The sequence below is a fragment of the Arthrobacter sp. YC-RL1 genome (assembly GCF_001454985.1).
Lineage (GTDB): Bacteria > Actinomycetota > Actinomycetes > Actinomycetales > Micrococcaceae > Glutamicibacter > Glutamicibacter soli.
The window spans coordinates 1454682-1470824 of the sequence record NZ_CP013297.1; the positions used below are offsets into that span (position 1 = coordinate 1454682).

At 69.0% G+C, this 16143-nt stretch carries 14 protein-coding genes; 7 read left to right on the top strand and 7 right to left on the bottom strand.

Translation table 11 applies throughout. The annotated features are described in order from the left end of the window. Nucleotides 1-60 precede the first annotated feature (60 nt). Nucleotides 61-1608: an aminopeptidase P family protein gene (locus ATC04_RS06885; RefSeq protein ID WP_047119556.1), complete on the bottom strand. Its 1548-nt coding sequence runs from the start codon at nucleotides 1606-1608 to the stop codon at nucleotides 61-63. Nucleotides 1609-1676: 68 nt separating this feature from the next. Between ATC04_RS06885 and ATC04_RS06890 the strand changes: the two genes are divergently transcribed. Next, nucleotides 1677-2528 carry a PHP domain-containing protein gene (locus tag ATC04_RS06890; RefSeq protein ID WP_047119555.1) on the top strand — a complete coding sequence of 284 codons (852 nt, stop codon included), beginning with the start codon at nucleotides 1677-1679 and terminating at the stop codon, nucleotides 2526-2528. On the opposite strand, the gene ATC04_RS06895 is transcribed toward ATC04_RS06890, so the two are convergent. From ATC04_RS06895 to ATC04_RS06920, 6 genes are all read right to left on the bottom strand, one after another. Further along, nucleotides 2525-3367 carry a site-specific DNA-methyltransferase gene (locus tag ATC04_RS06895; protein ID WP_047120811.1) on the bottom strand — a complete coding sequence of 281 codons (843 nt, stop codon included), beginning with the start codon at nucleotides 3365-3367 and terminating at the stop codon, nucleotides 2525-2527. The two genes, ATC04_RS06890 and ATC04_RS06895, sit on opposite strands and share 4 nt — an antisense overlap. Nucleotides 3368-3519: 152 nt before the next feature. After that, nucleotides 3520-5163, bottom strand: coding sequence for a DEAD/DEAH box helicase (locus tag ATC04_RS06900; RefSeq protein ID WP_047119554.1), 1644 nt, complete (start codon nucleotides 5161-5163; stop codon nucleotides 3520-3522). A gap of 258 nt (nucleotides 5164-5421) precedes the next feature. Continuing rightward, complete coding sequence (locus ATC04_RS06905; protein WP_047119553.1) at nucleotides 5422-6888, bottom strand: RNB domain-containing ribonuclease; 1467 nt, start codon at nucleotides 6886-6888, stop codon at nucleotides 5422-5424. Nucleotides 6889-7060: 172 nt separating this feature from the next. Next, nucleotides 7061-7282 (bottom strand): DUF3107 domain-containing protein, encoded by a 222-nt coding sequence (locus tag ATC04_RS06910; RefSeq protein WP_047119552.1) that lies wholly within the window; start codon nucleotides 7280-7282, stop codon nucleotides 7061-7063. A gap of 66 nt (nucleotides 7283-7348) precedes the next feature. Beyond that, the gene (locus ATC04_RS06915) at nucleotides 7349-7972 is read right to left on the bottom strand and encodes a TetR/AcrR family transcriptional regulator (RefSeq protein WP_047119551.1); all 624 of its coding nucleotides are present in this window, start codon (nucleotides 7970-7972) and stop codon (nucleotides 7349-7351) included. 140 nt (nucleotides 7973-8112) lie between these two features. After that, a complete protein-coding gene (locus tag ATC04_RS06920) occupies nucleotides 8113-9426 on the bottom strand; it encodes a glutamyl-tRNA reductase (RefSeq protein ID WP_047119550.1) in 1314 nt (437 codons plus the stop codon). 145 nt (nucleotides 9427-9571) lie between these two features. Here ATC04_RS06920 and hemE point away from each other — a divergent pair, with 145 nt between their 5' ends. The 6 genes from hemE (at nucleotide 9572) to ATC04_RS06950 (ending at nucleotide 16124) form a co-directional block, all read left to right on the top strand. Then, complete coding sequence (gene hemE, locus ATC04_RS06925) at nucleotides 9572-10627, top strand: uroporphyrinogen decarboxylase (protein WP_047119549.1); 1056 nt, start codon at nucleotides 9572-9574, stop codon at nucleotides 10625-10627. A gap of 116 nt (nucleotides 10628-10743) precedes the next feature. Beyond that, nucleotides 10744-12330 carry a protoporphyrinogen oxidase gene (gene hemG / locus ATC04_RS06930; RefSeq protein WP_160309086.1) on the top strand — a complete coding sequence of 529 codons (1587 nt, stop codon included), beginning with the start codon at nucleotides 10744-10746 and terminating at the stop codon, nucleotides 12328-12330. Between the two features lie 135 nt (nucleotides 12331-12465). Beyond that, entirely contained in the window at nucleotides 12466-13152 is a 687-nt protein-coding gene (hemQ, locus tag ATC04_RS06935) for a hydrogen peroxide-dependent heme synthase (RefSeq protein ID WP_047120809.1), read from the top strand. Continuing rightward, nucleotides 13149-14354: a ferrochelatase gene (locus ATC04_RS06940; protein ID WP_231735929.1), complete on the top strand. Its 1206-nt coding sequence runs from the start codon at nucleotides 13149-13151 to the stop codon at nucleotides 14352-14354. The genes hemQ and ATC04_RS06940 overlap by 4 nt, the downstream gene beginning before the upstream one ends. Next, nucleotides 14351-15325 carry a hydroxymethylbilane synthase gene (hemC, locus tag ATC04_RS06945; protein ID WP_047119548.1) on the top strand — a complete coding sequence of 325 codons (975 nt, stop codon included), beginning with the start codon at nucleotides 14351-14353 and terminating at the stop codon, nucleotides 15323-15325. The genes ATC04_RS06940 and hemC overlap by 4 nt, the downstream gene beginning before the upstream one ends. A 7-nt stretch (nucleotides 15326-15332) precedes the next feature. After that, on the top strand, nucleotides 15333-16124 hold the full coding sequence (locus tag ATC04_RS06950; RefSeq protein WP_047119547.1) for a uroporphyrinogen-III synthase: 792 nt from the start codon (nucleotides 15333-15335) through the stop codon (nucleotides 16122-16124). Nucleotides 16125-16143 lie beyond the last annotated feature (19 nt).

A 16143-nucleotide genomic window follows, 5' to 3' on the forward strand; every position in this document is an offset into this window, starting at 1 on the left:
GCTGGCCTTCATCCAGCCCCTCGGGGCGGATGAAGGCCAGCGGACTTTAAGCCGGGGTGCCTAGCCGCGCAGCTTGGCCATCCAGGCCTCGACGTCGTCGGCGGTGCGCGGCAGCGCGGCGCTCAGCGACTCGCCGCCGGTGGCGGTGACCAGGATGTCGTCCTCGATGCGCACGCCGATGCCGCGGTACTCCTGCGGGATCGCCAGGTCCTCGTTCTTGAAGTACAGGCCAGGCTCGATGGTGAAGACCATGCCCTCTTCCAGCTCGGCATCCAGGTACAGTTCCGCGCGGGCTTGGGCGCAGTCGTGCACGTCCAGTCCCAGGTGGTGGCTGGTGCCGTGCGGCATCCAGCGGCGGTGCTGCTGCCCCTCGGGGCTCATGGCCTCGTCCACGGAGACCGGCAGGATGCCCCAGTCGGCCAGGCGCTCGGCCAGCACGCGAGTGGCGATCTGGTGCAGGTCGCGGAACTTCAGGCCCGGCTTGACCGCGGCGAAGGCGGCGTCGGCGGCGTCAAGCACCGCCTCGTAGACGCGGCGCTGGACGTCCGTGTACTTGCCGGAGACCGGCAGGGAGCGGGTGATGTCCGCGGTGTACAGCGAGTCGGCTTCCACGCCGGCGTCCAGCAGCAGCACCTCGCCCTCGTTCACGGCGCCGTTGTTGCGGATCCAGTGCAGGATGGTGGCGTTGTTGCCACAGGCGGCGATGGTGTCGTAGCCCAGGTCGTTGCCTTCCAGGCGGGCGCGGGCGAAGAACGAGCCTTCGACGATGCGTTCGCCGCGATCATGGGCGATGGCCGAATCCAGGTTGCGCACCACGTCCTCGAAGCCATTGATGGTCGCCGCCACCGACTTGCGCAGTTCGGCGATCTCGTAGTCGTCCTTGACCAGGCGCAGCTCGGAGAGGAACTCGGCCAGCTCGTTGTCCAGCGCGTCGGAGGCTTCCAGATCCTGCGAGGTGTTGATGCGGCTGGTGTCCACCAGCGCCTCGACGTTCAGGTCCACCTGGCGCACCAGGCGGATGCGGATGCCGCCCATGGCCTGCGGGCCGGAGTTCTTGGTGATCGCCAGTTCCAGCTGCTCCAGCGAATCGGTGGGCATGCCGGTGCGGGCGGACATGGTGCTCAGGGTCGGGCGCGGGCCCACCCAGAACTCGCCGGAACGCGAATCCAGGTAGAAGTCCGAGGAATCGCGGCCCGCCATCGGGGCGAAGTACAAGGTGGCTGAGTGGTTGCTGCCGTTGTCGCCGGCGCCGTCGTCGGTCGGCTCCAGGATCAGCACTGCGTCCGGCTCGTGGTCGACGCCCAGGCCGGTGAGGTGGGCGAAGGCCGAGTGCGGGCGGAAGCGGTAGTCGGTGTCATTCGAGCGGACCTTCAGCGGGCCGGCGGGGATGACCAGGCGCTCGCCCGGGAAGGCGGCGGAGAGCTTGGCGCGGCGGGCGGCCGCGTAGTCTGCGGACGGATCGGCGTCCGGCAGAGCCGAGGTGTCGGCGGCCCAGTTCGAGGCCATGAACTGCTTGAAGGATTCGGAGGTCGGACGCTGCGAACGGTTGTTCACGCGGTCTTCCAATGGCTGGTCGCTGCCCGAAGGCGATGAAACTTGATTGGTCATAACTTCAAGTGTGTCACCATCAGCTATGCGCCACCAAAGAACGTGTGCACTTCGATATTCTAGGGAGTATGCGAATCGACCTGCACACCCATTCCAACGTTTCCGACGGCACGGAAACCCCGGCCGAGCTGATCACCGCGGCGGCCGCGGCGGGGCTGGACGTGGTGGCGCTGACCGACCACGACCAGACCAGCGGGTGGGACCAGGCACGTGTTACCGCGCGGGAACTGGGGATCGGGTTCATTCCCGGCATGGAGATCACGTGCCAGGATTCGCACGGGATCAGCGTGCACCTGCTGTCCTACCTGCACGACCCGTCCTACCAGCCGCTGCTCGACGAGCTGGCCGTGTCGCTGAATTCGCGGATCGTGCGCGCCCAGCGCATCGTGGAACGGTTGGCCGAGGACTACCCGATCAGCTGGGAGCTGGTCACCGAGCATTGCCAGCCCGGGGCCACGGTGGGTCGACCGCATATCGCCGACGCGCTGGTGACCGCAGGGGTGGTGGCCCATCGGAACGAGGCGTTCGCCAACATCCTGTCCTCGCGCTCGCGCTACTACGTGTCGCATCCTGCCATCAACCCCGCCGCGGCGGTGCGCCTGGTGCGCGAGGCCGGCGGCGTGCCGGTGTTCGCCCACCCGAAGGCAGCGCTGCGCGGACGGGTGGTGCCCGAATCGACGGTCCACGAAATGATCGAGGCCGGGCTGGGCGGGGTGGAGGTCTACCACCGGGACAACAGCGCCGAGGGCAAGGAGCAGCTGCTGGCGCTGGCGTCGGAGCACGACTTGATTGCCACCGGATCCTCGGACTACCACGGCACCGGAAAACTGAACCGGCTCGGCGAGAATCTCACCGAGCCGGCCATGCTGGAGCGCATCCTGGCGCAGGGCACCGGAACCAGCGCTCTGCTGCAGTCCTAGTCGGCGGGGCGCGGCACCGGGGCCGGGGAGCCGTCCAGGGTGGCGAACACCGTGTTTTCGGGCAGCCGGGCGTGCATGACCTCGATCGCCTGAGTGTTCTGGTCGATCAGCACGAAGCGGCGTTCCATCTTCGCGGCCACCGCACCGGTGGTGCCGGAGCCTGCGAAGAAGTCAAGCACCCAGTCGCCGGGCCGCGAAGAGGCCGCGACGATGCGCCGCAGGATGCCCTCGGGCTTCTGGGTGGGGTAGCCGGTCTTCTCCTTGCCGGTGGGGGACACGATGGTATGCCACCACACGTCGGTGGGCAGCTTGCCCTTCTCCCGCTTTTCCGGGGTCACCAGGCCTGGTGCCATATAGGGCTCGCGGTCGACTTCCGCCGAATCGAAGTGGTACTTCTTCGGGTTCTTCACGTACACCAGGATGGTGTCGTGCTTGGCAGGCCAGCGGCTCTTGGCCCGGGCCCCGTAGTCGTAGGCCCAGATCAGTTCGTTCAGGAAGCACTCGCGGCCGAAGATCGTATCCAGCAGCACCTTGACGTAGTGCACCTCCCGGTAGTCCAGGTGGACGTAGAGGGTGCCGTCCTCGGCCAGCAGCCGGTAGGCCTCCAGCAGACGCGGCTCGATGAAGCTGAGGTAGTCCTCGAAGCTGTCGTGGTAGGAGCGCGACTGGCCGATTTCCGCTGTGTAGCTGCGGCCCTTGAACCCCACGTGGGTGCCTTCGCCTTCGTCGGCGCGGACCATGGTGCGTTCGGCGCGGGTCTGCTTGCGCCCGGTGTTGAAGGGCGGATCCACGTAGATCAGCGTGAAGCTTTCATCGGGCAGGGTTGCCAGCACCGACATGTTGTCGCCGTGGAACACGGTGTTGCCCGCGGCCGGGGCGCTCACCGGGGAACCGGAGTGCGCCGCGGCCGCGGACAGGGTTGAATCTTCAGGTTGTGCGAGCACCTGGGTACTGAATCCTTTCGGAGTGCTGCGAGCGGGGGCTCGCAGGACTAGTCCTGCAAGCCTGCCTCGCTGCTTCCGCCGGTGCGGCGGCGCGGACGGCGGCGGCGGGGCTTCGAGGTGCCCTCCGCTGCGCCTTCCTCGCCGGAGACGCGGGATTCGCGATGGCGCTCGGCTTCGCGGCCCGGACGGTCCTGGCGGCCCTTGGAGTGGCCGTGGCGTGCACCGGCCTGGTCCTCGGCGCCGGAATCCTGCCGCGCGCCGCGCTCCTGGGCCTGCCCGTTCACGGTGCGGGTGCGGGTGCGCGAACCGTTGCGGCGGCGCGGGGTGCGTTCGCGGTTCTCTCGGGGCTCGCGGGAGGACTCGCGCGGCGAGCCGTCGCCTTCGGCAGCGGCCGACTTCTTGGCGCGCGGCAACCGGCCCTTGGTGCCCTTGGGGATGTTCAGGTCGGTGAAGAAGTGCGGCGAGGAGGAGTAGGTTTCCACCGGCTCGGGCACGCTCAGGCCCAGGGCCTTGTTGATCAGCGACCAGCGCGGCACCGAATCCCAATCCACGAAGGTCACCGCGGTGCCGGTGTTGCCGGCGCGGCCGGTGCGGCCCACGCGGTGCAGGTAGGTGTTCTCGTCATCCGGGCACTGCAGGTTGACCACGTGGGTGACGTCGTCCACGTCGATGCCGCGGGCGGCGACGTCGGTGGCGACCAGGATCTCCACCTTGCCGGAGCGGAAGGCCTTCAACGCCTGCTCGCGGGCGCCCTGGCCCAGGTCGCCGTGCAGCGAACCGGCGTTGAAGCCGCGGTCGATCAGCTCGTCGGCCAGCTTGGCAGCCGAGCGCTTGGTCTGGGTGAAGATGATGGTTTTGCCGCGGCCCTCGGCCTGCAGCAGGCGCGCGACCATCTCGTCCTTGTCCAGGTTGTGCGCGCGGTAGACCAGCTGGCGGATGTTGCGCTTGGTCAGCGAGCCGTCGTCGTCCGGGTCCTGGGCGCGGATGTGCGTCGGGCGGGACATGTAGCGGCGGGCCATGGTGATCACGGCGCCCGGCATGGTGGCGGAGAAGAGCATTGCCTGGCGTACCGGCGGCAAGGCGGCGAGGATGCGCTCCACGTCGGGCAGGAATCCGAGGTCGAGCATCTCGTCGGCCTCGTCCAGCACCACGGTCTTGATCTGCTTCAGGTTCAGCACGCGCTGGCGGTTGAGGTCGATCAGGCGTCCGGGGGTGCCCACGACGACGTCGGTGCCGGCCTTCAGGGCTGCGATCTGCTCCTCGTAGGGGCGGCCGCCGTAGATGGTGGTGATGGAGATGTTCGAGTGCTTGGAGGCCTGGGCCAGGTCGGCGCCGACCTGGATGGCCAGTTCGCGGGTTGGGGCCACGATCAGGGCCTGCGGGGCGCCGGGAAACTGCAGGTCCCCGTAGCCGGCGTCGCCCGCGCGGATGACACGCTGCAGGGCGGGGATGCCGAAGCCCAGGGTCTTGCCGGTGCCGGTCTTGGCTTGGCCGATGATGTCATTGCCGCCCAGGGCCACCGGAAGGGTCAGCGCCTGGATGGGGAAGGGGTATTCGATGCCCGCTTCGAGCAGCGAGGCGACGATGTCCTCGCGCACGTCCAGCTCGGCAAAGCTCTGCTTCGCCGCTTCGGGGGTGCTGTTCTCTTGGGGGGTGTCGGCAGCTGGTGCCGTTAGCGTCGTGTCGCTCACGATGTCTTCAGTCTCATTTCATGTTGGCCTCCCGGCGGGGTCGACCTGCCCTGCAAATCCAGGGGGTGCGCCCGAAGGGAGGCGGGTCCAGCGGAGCCGATCGCTCGATGCACGCGGGAGCCCACGTGGGGGTCCTGCGGAATGATGACCGCTGGGAAGTCATCAGGTAACTGGTCGTACTTTCAGCGCTGTGCGATCGGGCATCCTCAGTAGTAATACTGACCAGCATAACTTGTTTGGCCGGATTTCAGCGGTTCGTCAGCCGCGGGGCACCGTTTCGAAGTGGATCCGGCGGGTGCGCGGGTCGGCTTCCACCAGCTTCACGCTCACCAGCGTGCCGGCTTCCGCGCTGCCGCTGAAGCTGCCGGTGACCGGTTCGGTGACCAGCTGCAGCTGCCCGGGCCGCGGCTTGCCGTTGCCGTTCTCCCCGTTGGCCGCGCCCTGCGCGGCGGTGAGCACAATGGCCTGGAATTGCTCGCCGATGCGGTGCTGCAGGGTGTAGGCCTCCAGCAGGTCCACCGCGGCCCGGGCCACCTTGTTGGCGGCCGCGGAGCTGGTCCGCATCAGCTCCGGCAGCAAGGGCAGCGCCTGGTCGAGTTCATCGGGCAGCGGCTGCCCGGTGCTGAGCAGATGGCAGGTCAGCAGCACGAAGCGATCCACCAGGCGGCGCAGCGGGGCGGTGGTGTGCGCGTAGGGCGCGGCTAGGGCGGCCTGGACCAGGTCGGATTCCGGCTGGCCGGCGATGACCTGGTAGTCGGCGCCGCGGAAGAGCGAGGCGGCGCGGTGCATGATGACCAGCTGGCGCGGGTCGCTGACATCAAGGGTGTGCAGGTACTCGCCGTAGCTGATGTCCTCGGGCCAGGGGCTGCCCAGCAGCCGGGTCTGCTGCCTGAAGGCCTTCAGGTCCCGCGGGTCAGGCGGCGGCATGGTGCGCAGGATCCCGGTGCCGGCCTTGAGCATCAGACGGGCCGCGGCGATGCCGGTGAGCAGCGAGATCTGCGCGTTGAATTCCTCCAGCAGCAACGGGGTGCGGCTGACCAGCTTGTACCCGCCGCCCTCCGGAACGATTTCCTGGTCGGGCAGGTTCAGGGAGGCGCCTCCGCGCAGCCGTTCCTGCACCAGCCGGGCCTGGCCGATCTCCGCGAGCAGCTGCAGCTGTCCGTTGTCCTCGCCCGAGTCGAGGCGCCGCTGGGCGGTTTCGTAGTCCAGCTGCGCGCGGGAGCGGATCTGCGAGCGGGTCAGCTGCACCTCGCCCAGGGCCCCGTCGGCGTCCAGGGCGATGCGCCAGTGGAAGGCGGGCCGGGGCACGTCGGGCAGCAGCGAGCCGCGGTCCTCGGAAATCAGCGGCGGGTACAGCGTGATCTTGCGCTGCGGCAGGTAGAAGGTCTGCCCGCGCTCGCGGGAGACCATGTCGAGCAGGCCGCCGAGCCGGACGAACGCCGGCACGTCGGCGATGGCATAGTGCACCAGGTAGCCGGTGCCCTTGCGTTCCAGGTACATGGCCTGGTCCAGGTCGGTGGCGCCCGGGGGATCGATGGTGAAGAACGGCAGGTCGGTATCGTCCGCGTCGGGCTCCGGCAGATCGGCGACTGCCTGCTGGGCGGCCTGCAGCGTTTGCTCGTCGAATTCGCCGGGGACCTCGAACTCGCTTTCCAGTGCGAGCAGCAGGTCGCGCAGGTCGCTGGCGGCCACCTGCCGCGGTGCGTGGATTCGTTGATCGGTCACGGTACGCCGCCTGCCTGTTCCAAGTTGAACGCTTTGCCGGGATGGTACTACCTCAACCTACACGCCGGAGCCGGGGTGAACCTAGGACCGGGGGTTCAAACGCAAAGGCCGGCCCCGCGGGATGCGGGGGCCGGCCGAGGCGCTGGCGGCGTGGTGCGCCGCCGAAAGCCAATTACTGGGCGAAGCCGACGCGGCGGACTTCCTCCGGGCCTACCTCGACGTAGGCGATGCCTGAGGCCGGCACGAGAACCTCGCGGCCCTTGGGGTCGGTCAGGGACAGCACCGAACCGCCGGCAATGGCCGCAGCAACCTTCTCGTTGACTTCTGCATTGCTCAGTTCCGACTCGAGTACGACTTCGCGGGCTACGTTCTGAATGCCAATCCGGATTTCCATGATTGTCGTTGATCCTCTCGAAAAATGTGTGCCCCTACAAGAAGGGTCCCTCAGCCACTAATCTAGCTACTTTTCCTTGGGGAACTGGGAAATTCCGCGCCAAGCTAAACGCGAGATCAGGTCGACGGCGGTCTGCTGATCCACCGAGTCGTCGCTGGTGGCCCAGTAGCGCGCCGAAACCTGGGACAGGCCGGCCAGCGCGCGCCCGGCGAGCAGCCCTTCGGCCTCGTTCAGGTCGGTGTCCTTGACCACGACCTTGGAGATGGAGGTGGACAGGTTGTTGTTGAATTCCTCGATGCGCGCGGCGATCAGCGGGTCGGAGAGCACGTCGGATTCGAAGATCAGGCGGTAGGCCTGGGACTCGCTCTTGATGTACTGGTAGTAGGTGTTGATGGTGGCGAACACGCGCTGCCGGTTGTCGTCCGTGGACTGGATGGCCTCGTCCAGCCGGCGGCTGAAGTCCTCCAGATGCGAGTCAAGCAGCGCCAGGTAGAGTTCGCGCTTGCCGGGGAAGTGCTGGTACAACACGGGTTTGGAAACCTTGGCCACGTCGGCGATGTCGTCCATGGAGGCGCCGTGGTACCCGTTGCCGACGAAGACCTCGTGGGCCGCCTGCAGGAGCTGGCGTCGCCGTGCTTCCCTTGGCATTCGCTGCGTGCGATGTCCCTTGAGCGATTCCACTTCAGCCATGTCGACCTCGACCTTTCCAGCTACTGCAAGGCTCCGCCCACGTCATCGTGGATTTTGCAGATGACCCTGGAGCCTACTTGCAAGTAGTATTCCACGCATCGCGGTGGAAAGGTAACTTCGCGAGAAAATTAAGGGTGCGGCTACGCGGTGCGCGCGGAGGTCTCCACGGGGCAGACGGCAGGCGCCGGGGCGCTGGCCTGCGCCTGGGGTTCGCCCAGTTCAAGGCCGTAAAGCGTCTGAAGCGCGGTGACGTAGTCCGCGGTGCGTCCCTCGGAGGCGAGCTCCCGGGCGCGGACGGTGGGAATGTGCAGCAGCTGGCGCATCATGCGGCGCATGGCCAGTTCGACCTCATCCGCGGCGGCGGTGCAGCCGTGCTGGGCGCGGACCCGGGCCACCTCGGCGTCGAGCACCGCCTTGGTGTGCTGGCGCAGGGCCACGATAGCGAAGTCAGCTTCGCGCTCGCGCTGGGCGGCGGCGAATTCCCTGGCGGCGGTCTTCACGATGCGGCTGGCGGCGTGCACCGCCAAGGCCTGGTCGGTCGGGGCAGCCATGCGCACCGACTCCAGGGTGATCAGCTCGACGTCGGCCATCTCGACCAGCGCCGGATCGAAGTCGTGGGTGAGCGCCATGTCGATGGCGATCAGCGGGTGGTTCTTCACGCGCACTTCCTCCAGGGCCGCGCGGTCCAGGCGCTGTCCGCCGCCGGAGCAGCCGACGATGATGTCGGCTTCGCGCAGGGCCTGGGGGAGCAGCTCGTCGGTCAGCGGGAAGCCGCCGCGCTTGCCGGTGAATTCGGCGGCGCGTCCGGAGCTGGAGTACACCGAGATGCGTTCCACGCCGCGTTCCTTCAGCAGCGCCATGGTGGCGCCGGCGTAGGAGCCGGTGCCGAAGAGCACGACGTTCTGGTCGGCCCAGGCGGTTGCCTCGTCGGTGAGTTCCTCGGCCAGGTCCAGGGCGACCGCGACCACTGACTTGCCCTGGGTGCCCAGGTTGGTGTTGCTGCCGACGTCCTTGGCGGCGCGGGTGGCGTTCTGGAACAGCCGGGTGAGGTTGCTGGTAGTGGTTTTCTCCTGCTGCGCCTGCGCCAGCGCGCGGCGGACCTGTCCGGCGATTTCGCGTTCGCCCACGACGGCGGAGTCCAGGCCTGCGCCCACGGAGAAGAGGTGCTCGATGACCGGGTCGCCTTCCAGCGCGGTCAGCTGGCGGGCCAGGAAGTCGGCGCTGAGCTCGGTGGTGGCTGCGAGATGGGCAACGAGGTGCTCGGTGGCATCCTCGACGTGCTCCACGTCCGCGTAGACCTCGAAGCGGTTGCAGGTGGCCAGCACGACGGCGCCGTTGATAGCTGCCGAACCGTTGACGGAGGCAGCAGCGAGCCCGCTGGCCGAGGCGCTGATTTGTGCCACGGTCTCAAGGTCGAGCTGCGAATGCGATGCGACAAGAGATAAGAAAACCACAATGTCCCTAGGTTAAGCTCAACGGGCCGGTTAAACAACGCAGGTCTACCTAAGGCCATCCCCCGTTAGGCGCTTAATTTCAGCGCAGAGTGAGCAAGTGTCCGGCCAAATGGGATTTCAAGGCAAGAGTTGGCAGAATTGAAGCATGACTCTGTCGCAGAACCATCCGATGATCGATGGACGTACCCAAGATTCCGCATTGATTCAGGCCTTGACCGGCCGCGAGCCCTCGCACCACCCGGTGTGGTTCATGCGCCAGGCAGGGCGTTCGCTGCCCGAGTATCTGAAGCTGCGCGAAGGCGTGAGCATGCTGGACTCGTGCCTCGACCCGGCGATGGCAAGTGAGATTACTCTCCAGCCGGTGCGTCGCCACAAGGTCGACGCGGGAATCTTCTTCTCCGACATCGTCATCCCGCTGCGTCTGGCAGGCATCGGCGTGGACATCGTCCCGGGTGTCGGCCCGGTGCTCGACACCCCGATCCGCACCGCCGAGCAGGTCGCGGCCCTGCCTGAGCTGACCGACGAAGCCCTGGAGCCCATCCGCCAGGCCGTGGCCCTGACCGTCGCCGAGCTGGGCAGCACCCCGCTGATCGGCTTCGCCGGCGCCCCGTTCACCGTGGCAGCCTACATGGTCGAGGGCAAGCCGAGCCGCGACCACCTGGGCCCGCGCACCATGATGCACTCCGAGCCGGAGGTCTGGGACGCGCTGATGAAGTGGGCCGCCGACGCATCGGGCAAATTCCTGCGCGCGCAGGTCGAGGCCGGAGCCTCCGCCGCCCAGCTGTTCGACTCCTGGGCCGGTTCGCTGTCGCTGCCGGACTACCAGAAGTTCGCCGCACCGTACTCCGCCCGGTCGCTGGACTTCGTGCGCGATCTGGGTGTGCCGCTGATCCACTTCGGCACCGGCACGGGCGAGCTGCTGACCGCCATGCGCGACGCCGGCGTGGACGCCGTGGGCGTCGACTACCGCATCCCGCTGCCCACCGCCATCGAGCGCCTGGGCCAGGATGTCTCGGTACAGGGCAACATCGACCCGGCGCTGCTCTCCGCCCCGTGGGAAGTCCTCGAAGCGCATGTGCGCGAGGTCGTCGCCAGCGGCAAGGCGGCGCGCGGACACGTGGTGAACCTGGGGCACGGCGTCCCGCCGACCACGGATCCGAGTGTGCTCACCCGTGTGGTGGAGCTCATCCACTCCCTGTAGTCCGGCAGGACTAAGCTGGGAATGACAGGCGTCATCGCGGTGGCGGGCGCCTCGGGGGACGACCCCGGGCGCGCGCACCGCAGCAAACGATTCAAAGGCAGAAGGTGCATCGGTACGTGAGCAAGGATCAGCGCAGCGAGAACGTGGCAGAAGCTTCAACCCGGGCTGAGACGCCCAAGGCACGCCGCGTCATCGCCTCCGACGCCGCCGCCCATGCGCTGCGGCTGCTGGAGAAGGTGCGCAGCGCCACCGAAGCGCAGGCCCACAAGCGCGCCGCCAAGGACGCGGCCGACCCGGCCCCGCATGCGGTGGTCATCGGCGGCGGCGTCGCCGGCCTGGTGGCCGCGCGCGACCTGCGCCAGACCGGGCACCGTGTCACCGTGCTGGAAGCCGCGGACGGCTTCGGCGGGTGCGTGCGCCGCGCCGAGGTCGCCGGGCTGCAGCTGGATGCCGGAGCCGAGTCCTTCGCCGTGCGCGGCGGGACTGTCGGCTCCTACCTGGACGAGCTGGACCTGTCCGGCTCCATCGCCGCCACCTCCGGGGCCAGCGCCTGGCTGATCCAGGGCGAGGGGGAGAAGATCCTGGCCAACCCGCTGCCTGCCACCTCGCTGATGGGCATCCCCGGCCACGTGCGCACCGACGAGGTGCGCCACCTCATCGGCCGCGCCGCCACCGTGCGCGCCGCGGCGGACCTGATCACCCCGATGAGCAAGAAGTGGGCCACCGAGCCGCTGTCGCTGGCCGAGGTGGTGCGCTCGCGCATGGGCCAAGCTGTGCTCGACGAGCTGGTGGCTCCCGTGGTCAACGGCGTCTACTCCACCGACCCGGCGCAGATCGACATAGACGCGGCCGCACCGGGCCTGCGCGCGGCCATGCAGTCCACCGGTTCGCTGGCCCGCGCCGTGGCCCAGCTGCAGTCCTCGGCCCCGGCCGGATCCCGCGTGGCAGGGCTGGACGGCGGCATGTACACCATGATCGAGGCGCTGGCCGGCCAGCTGCAGGCCGCCGGGGTGTCGCTGGTGCGCAACTCGCCGGTCACCGCGATCAGCCGCCAGCCGCAGGCCGAGCAGCCGTACACCGTGCACACCCTGGGCCAGGAGCTGAAGGCCGACCGCGTGGTCATCGCGACCCCTGCCGAACCAGCCCTGGGCCTGCTGAACCCGCTGCTTCCGGCTGACCAGCAGATCGAGGGCCGGTCCGAAGCCAACGCCATCGTGCTGGCCACCCTGGTGGTGGACAAGCCGGAGCTGGACGAGGCCCCGCGCGGATCCGGCGTGCTGGTCTCGCGCGGCGCCCCGCTGGTGGCCAAGGCCCTGACCCACGCGACCGCCAAATGGCCGTGGCTGGCCGAGCAGGCAGGGCCGGGCACGCATGTGGTGCGCCTGTCCTTCGGCCGCATCGGCGAGCATGAGCCGATCGTCGAATCCGGCGATGACGCGCAGCTCATCGCGCAGGCGGTCAAAGACGCCTCAAAGATTCTCGGTGTTCAATTGCAGCAGGAAGACGTGCTCGGCAGCGCGGTGTCCCGCTTCAACGACATGGTGCCGCTGCAGGGCGGCGCCGCGGCGCAGCGCCGCGCCCAGGTCCAGCAGGCTCTTGACGACCTGGACGGCGTGGACGTGGTGGGCGCCTGGCTGGCCGGCACCGGCCTGGCCCGCGTCATCGCCCAGGCCCGCCGCGCGGTGGCCATCAGCGCCCGCTGAGCCCCGGAGCGGACGACCAGCGCCGAAGACCCGCGCCGCCCGGCGGCGCGCCGACAAACTTGCAGACCCAACCCAGATCAGCAGATCCAAGGAGAAACACCAGTGAGCAACGCACCGGAGCATAATTCGCCCGTTATCCGCGAACGCGAAAACGCCGGGGAGAACCCGACCTTCTTCTACACCCTGTGGACCATCTTCAAGCGCTCGGACGCAGTCCAGCGCACCGACGCCGCGGCCGCCGAATTCGATGCGCTGACCGAGCAGCTGGCCGCCGAGGGAGCCGTCGTGCGCGGCATCTACGACGTCTCGGCCATGCGCGAAGACGCGGACATCATGATCTGGGTCCACGGCCCGTCCGCGGCGCTGCTGCAGGCCTCGATGCGCAAGATCCGCCGCTCGGCGCTGCTGGCCGGCACCGAGATCGTCTACTCCACCATGGCGGTGCACCGCGAGGCGGAGTTCGCCAAGGACCACTCGCCGGCCTTCGCCCGCGGCGTGGCGGCCAAGGAATGGATGACGGTCTACCCGTTTGTCCGCTCCACCGACTGGTACACCATGGACCCGGCGGTCCGCGGCAAGATGCTGCGCGACCACGGCATCCTGGGCCGCGAATTCCCTGACGTGCTGGCCAACACCGTGGCGGCCTTCGCATTCAGCGACTACGAGTGGCAGATCTGCCTGGAAGCCGACGACATGATCGACCTGGTCGACATGATGCGCCACCTGCGCTACACCGAGGCCCGCCACCACGTGCGCGAGGAAACCCCGTTCTACACCGGCCGCCGCATCTCGGCCGCCGAAGCCCTCGAGGTGCTCCAGTGAGCCAGTCTTTCGACCCGCGCACCGGCTACGACCGGAACGGGCGCATGATCCCGAAGGCCTATGACGCGGTGCTGCTCGCCTCCTTCGGCGGGCCAGAGGGACAGGACGACGTCATCCCGTTCCTGCGCAACGTCACCGGCGGGCGCGGCATCCCGGACGAGCGCCTGGAAGAGGTCGCGGTGCACTACCGCACCAACGGCGGCGTCTCGCCGATCAACGCGCAGAACCGCGCGCTGAAGGCCGCGCTCGAAGCCGAGTTCGCCGCCCGCGGCATCACCGTGCCGATCTACTGGGGCAACCGCAACTGGCACCCGTTCGTGAACGACACGTTGGAGCAGATCGCCGCCGACGGGCACCGCACCGTGCTGCTCATGGGCACCGGCGCCTACTCGGGCTACTCGGCCTGCCGCCAGTACCGCGAGGATTTGGGCATGGGCCTGCGCGCCACCGGGCTTGAAGGGGTGGTGGAAGTCGACAAGCTGCGCCAGTTCTTCGACACCCCGGCCTTTGTGCAGCCATTCATCCAGGAGCTTCCCGGCTCTCTGGCCTCGGTGCGCGAGCAGCTGGCCGCCGCCGGGAAACCGGAGGGGAAGATCAAGATCGTGTTCGTCACGCACTCGATCCCCCTGAGCGATGCGAACGCCGCAGGTCCCGAAGCCATCCGGAGCACGCTGGACGAGAACCTGTACACCGCCCAGCACCGCGCAGTGGCCGAGCACATCCTGGCCAACGTGCCCGAGGCCGCCGGCCTGGAGCATTCCCTGGTCTACCAGTCCCGCTCCGGATCCCCGCACACCCCGTGGCTTGAACCGGATATCAACGACGCGCTGGAAGAGGACGCCGCAGCCGGCGTGGCGGGCGTGGTGGTGGTGCCGATCGGCTTCATCTCCGACCACATGGAGGTGCTCTGGGACCTGGACACCGAGGCCAAGGACACCTGCGCCGAACTGGGGCTGGCTTTCGCCCGCGTGCCCACCCCGGGCACGCACCGCGCCTTCGTCTCCGGCCTGGTCGACCTGGTCGAGGAGCGGCTGGCCGGCCCCGACGGCAAGCCGCTGCGCGAAGGACGCCTGTCCGAAACCGCGCTGGGCCCCTGGTTCGACGTCTGCCGCCCTGGCTGCTGCGAAAAGCTTGCCATGGACGGCACCCTGCGCCCGACCATCGGCGCGGTGGATTCAGAGGTGGGAGTGCCGCAGCCATGACCCAGTCCTTCCGCGTAGGAACCCGGGGCAGCGCGCTGGCCACCACGCAGACCGGATGGGCTGCCGACCAGCTGGCGCAGCTGTCCGGCCTTGAAGTCGACACCGTGCTGGTGAAGACCGAGGGCGATGTGGTGACCGGTTCGCTGGCCAACCTGGGCGGCACCGGGGTGTTCGCCGCCGCGCTGCGCCAGCACCTGCTGGACGGCGGCTGCGACCTGGCGGTGCATTCGCTCAAGGACCTGCCCACCGTGCAGCCCGAGGGCCTGGTGCTCGCCGCCATCCCGCCGCGCGAGGACGTGCGCGACGCGCTGTGCGGCCGCGACGGAATGACCCTCGACCAGCTGCCCGAAGGCGCGAAGATCGGAACCGGATCCCCGCGACGCGCCGCGCAGCTGCGCGCCTACCGCCAGGATCTGGTGATCGTGGACATCCGCGGCAACGTGCCCACCCGGCTCGGCCGGGTCAAGGGCGTGGGGGACACCCACGACGACGGCAGCGTGGGCCGGGCCACCCAGGGCGACCTGGATGCGGTGATCCTTGCCGCTGCCGGCATGCGCCGCCTGGGCCTGGAGCAGCACATCACCGAGTACCTGGATCCGTCCATCATGCTCCCGGCCCCCGGCCAGGGCGCGCTGGCGCTGGAGACCCGCACCGCGGGCACCGGCCATGCGGAACTGGACCAGGCGCTGGCCCGCTTCGATGACCTGCACACCCGTTTGCAGGTGGAAGCCGAACGCGCACTGCTCAACCAGCTGGAGGCCGGCTGCGCCGCGCCGATCGGCGCGCTGGCCAGCGTGCAGGACGGCGAGCTGGTGCTGGACGCCGTGGCCTGCAACCCCGACGGCTCCGAGGTCATGCGCCGCAGCGCCAAGGCCCCGCTGGCCGACGTCGCCGCCGCCCAGGCGCTGGGCCGCGGGCTGGCCAACGGCATGCTGGCCGACGGCGCGGCGGTCGTCGCAGGGCTGGCCTGACCGGCCCATGGTCTACCAGGCTCTGATCCTGCGCGATGCGGCCCGCGCCGCGGCCACCGTGCGGGAATTCGAGAAGCTGGGCATCACCTCCTGGTGCTCCCGGCTGATCGACACCATCTGGCCGCAGGACACCGCGTCGCTGTCGTCCATGGCGGCGGCGCTGCGGGCCGGATCCTACGACTGGCTGGTGCTCACCAGTGCCACCACCGTGGCGGTGCTGCGCGAGCTGCTGGACGGGCGGCCGTTGCCGCGATCCCTGAAGCTCGCGGTCGTCGGAGCGAAAACGGCCCAATCGGCCAGCGAACTGCTGGGCCTGGAGACCGATTTCCAGCCCGAGGTGCAGTCCGCCGCGGGCATGGCCGCGCAGTGGGCCCCGCCGGCCGGGGCGCGCATCTGCTACCCGCACGGGGATCTGGCCAGCAGCACGCTGGGCGATTTCCTGGCCGGACTGCCGGTGCAGGTGGACGAGGTCATCGCCTACCGCACCGTGGATGCCGGCACCCAGGGCCGCCCGGTGCCCGGCCCGCCCGCGCCGGAACACGTCACATGCCTTGATCCAGCGCTTATCGGTGCGAAACTGGAAGAACTGGATTTAGTGGTGTTCAGCGCCCCGAGCATCGTGCGGCGCTTCGCGCAGCTGGCCGGAGGCCGGTTGCCTGCGCGCGTCCACACGCTGGCCATCGGCCAGCCCACCGCCCGCGCGCTGGAAGCCGCAGGGCTGCCGGTGCACGGCACCGCGCAGGACCCCGGACCGGCCGGACTGGCCAGGGCAGCGCGCAGCGTGCTGGGAATCGGCTAGGCCGCGCCGGCGCACGACC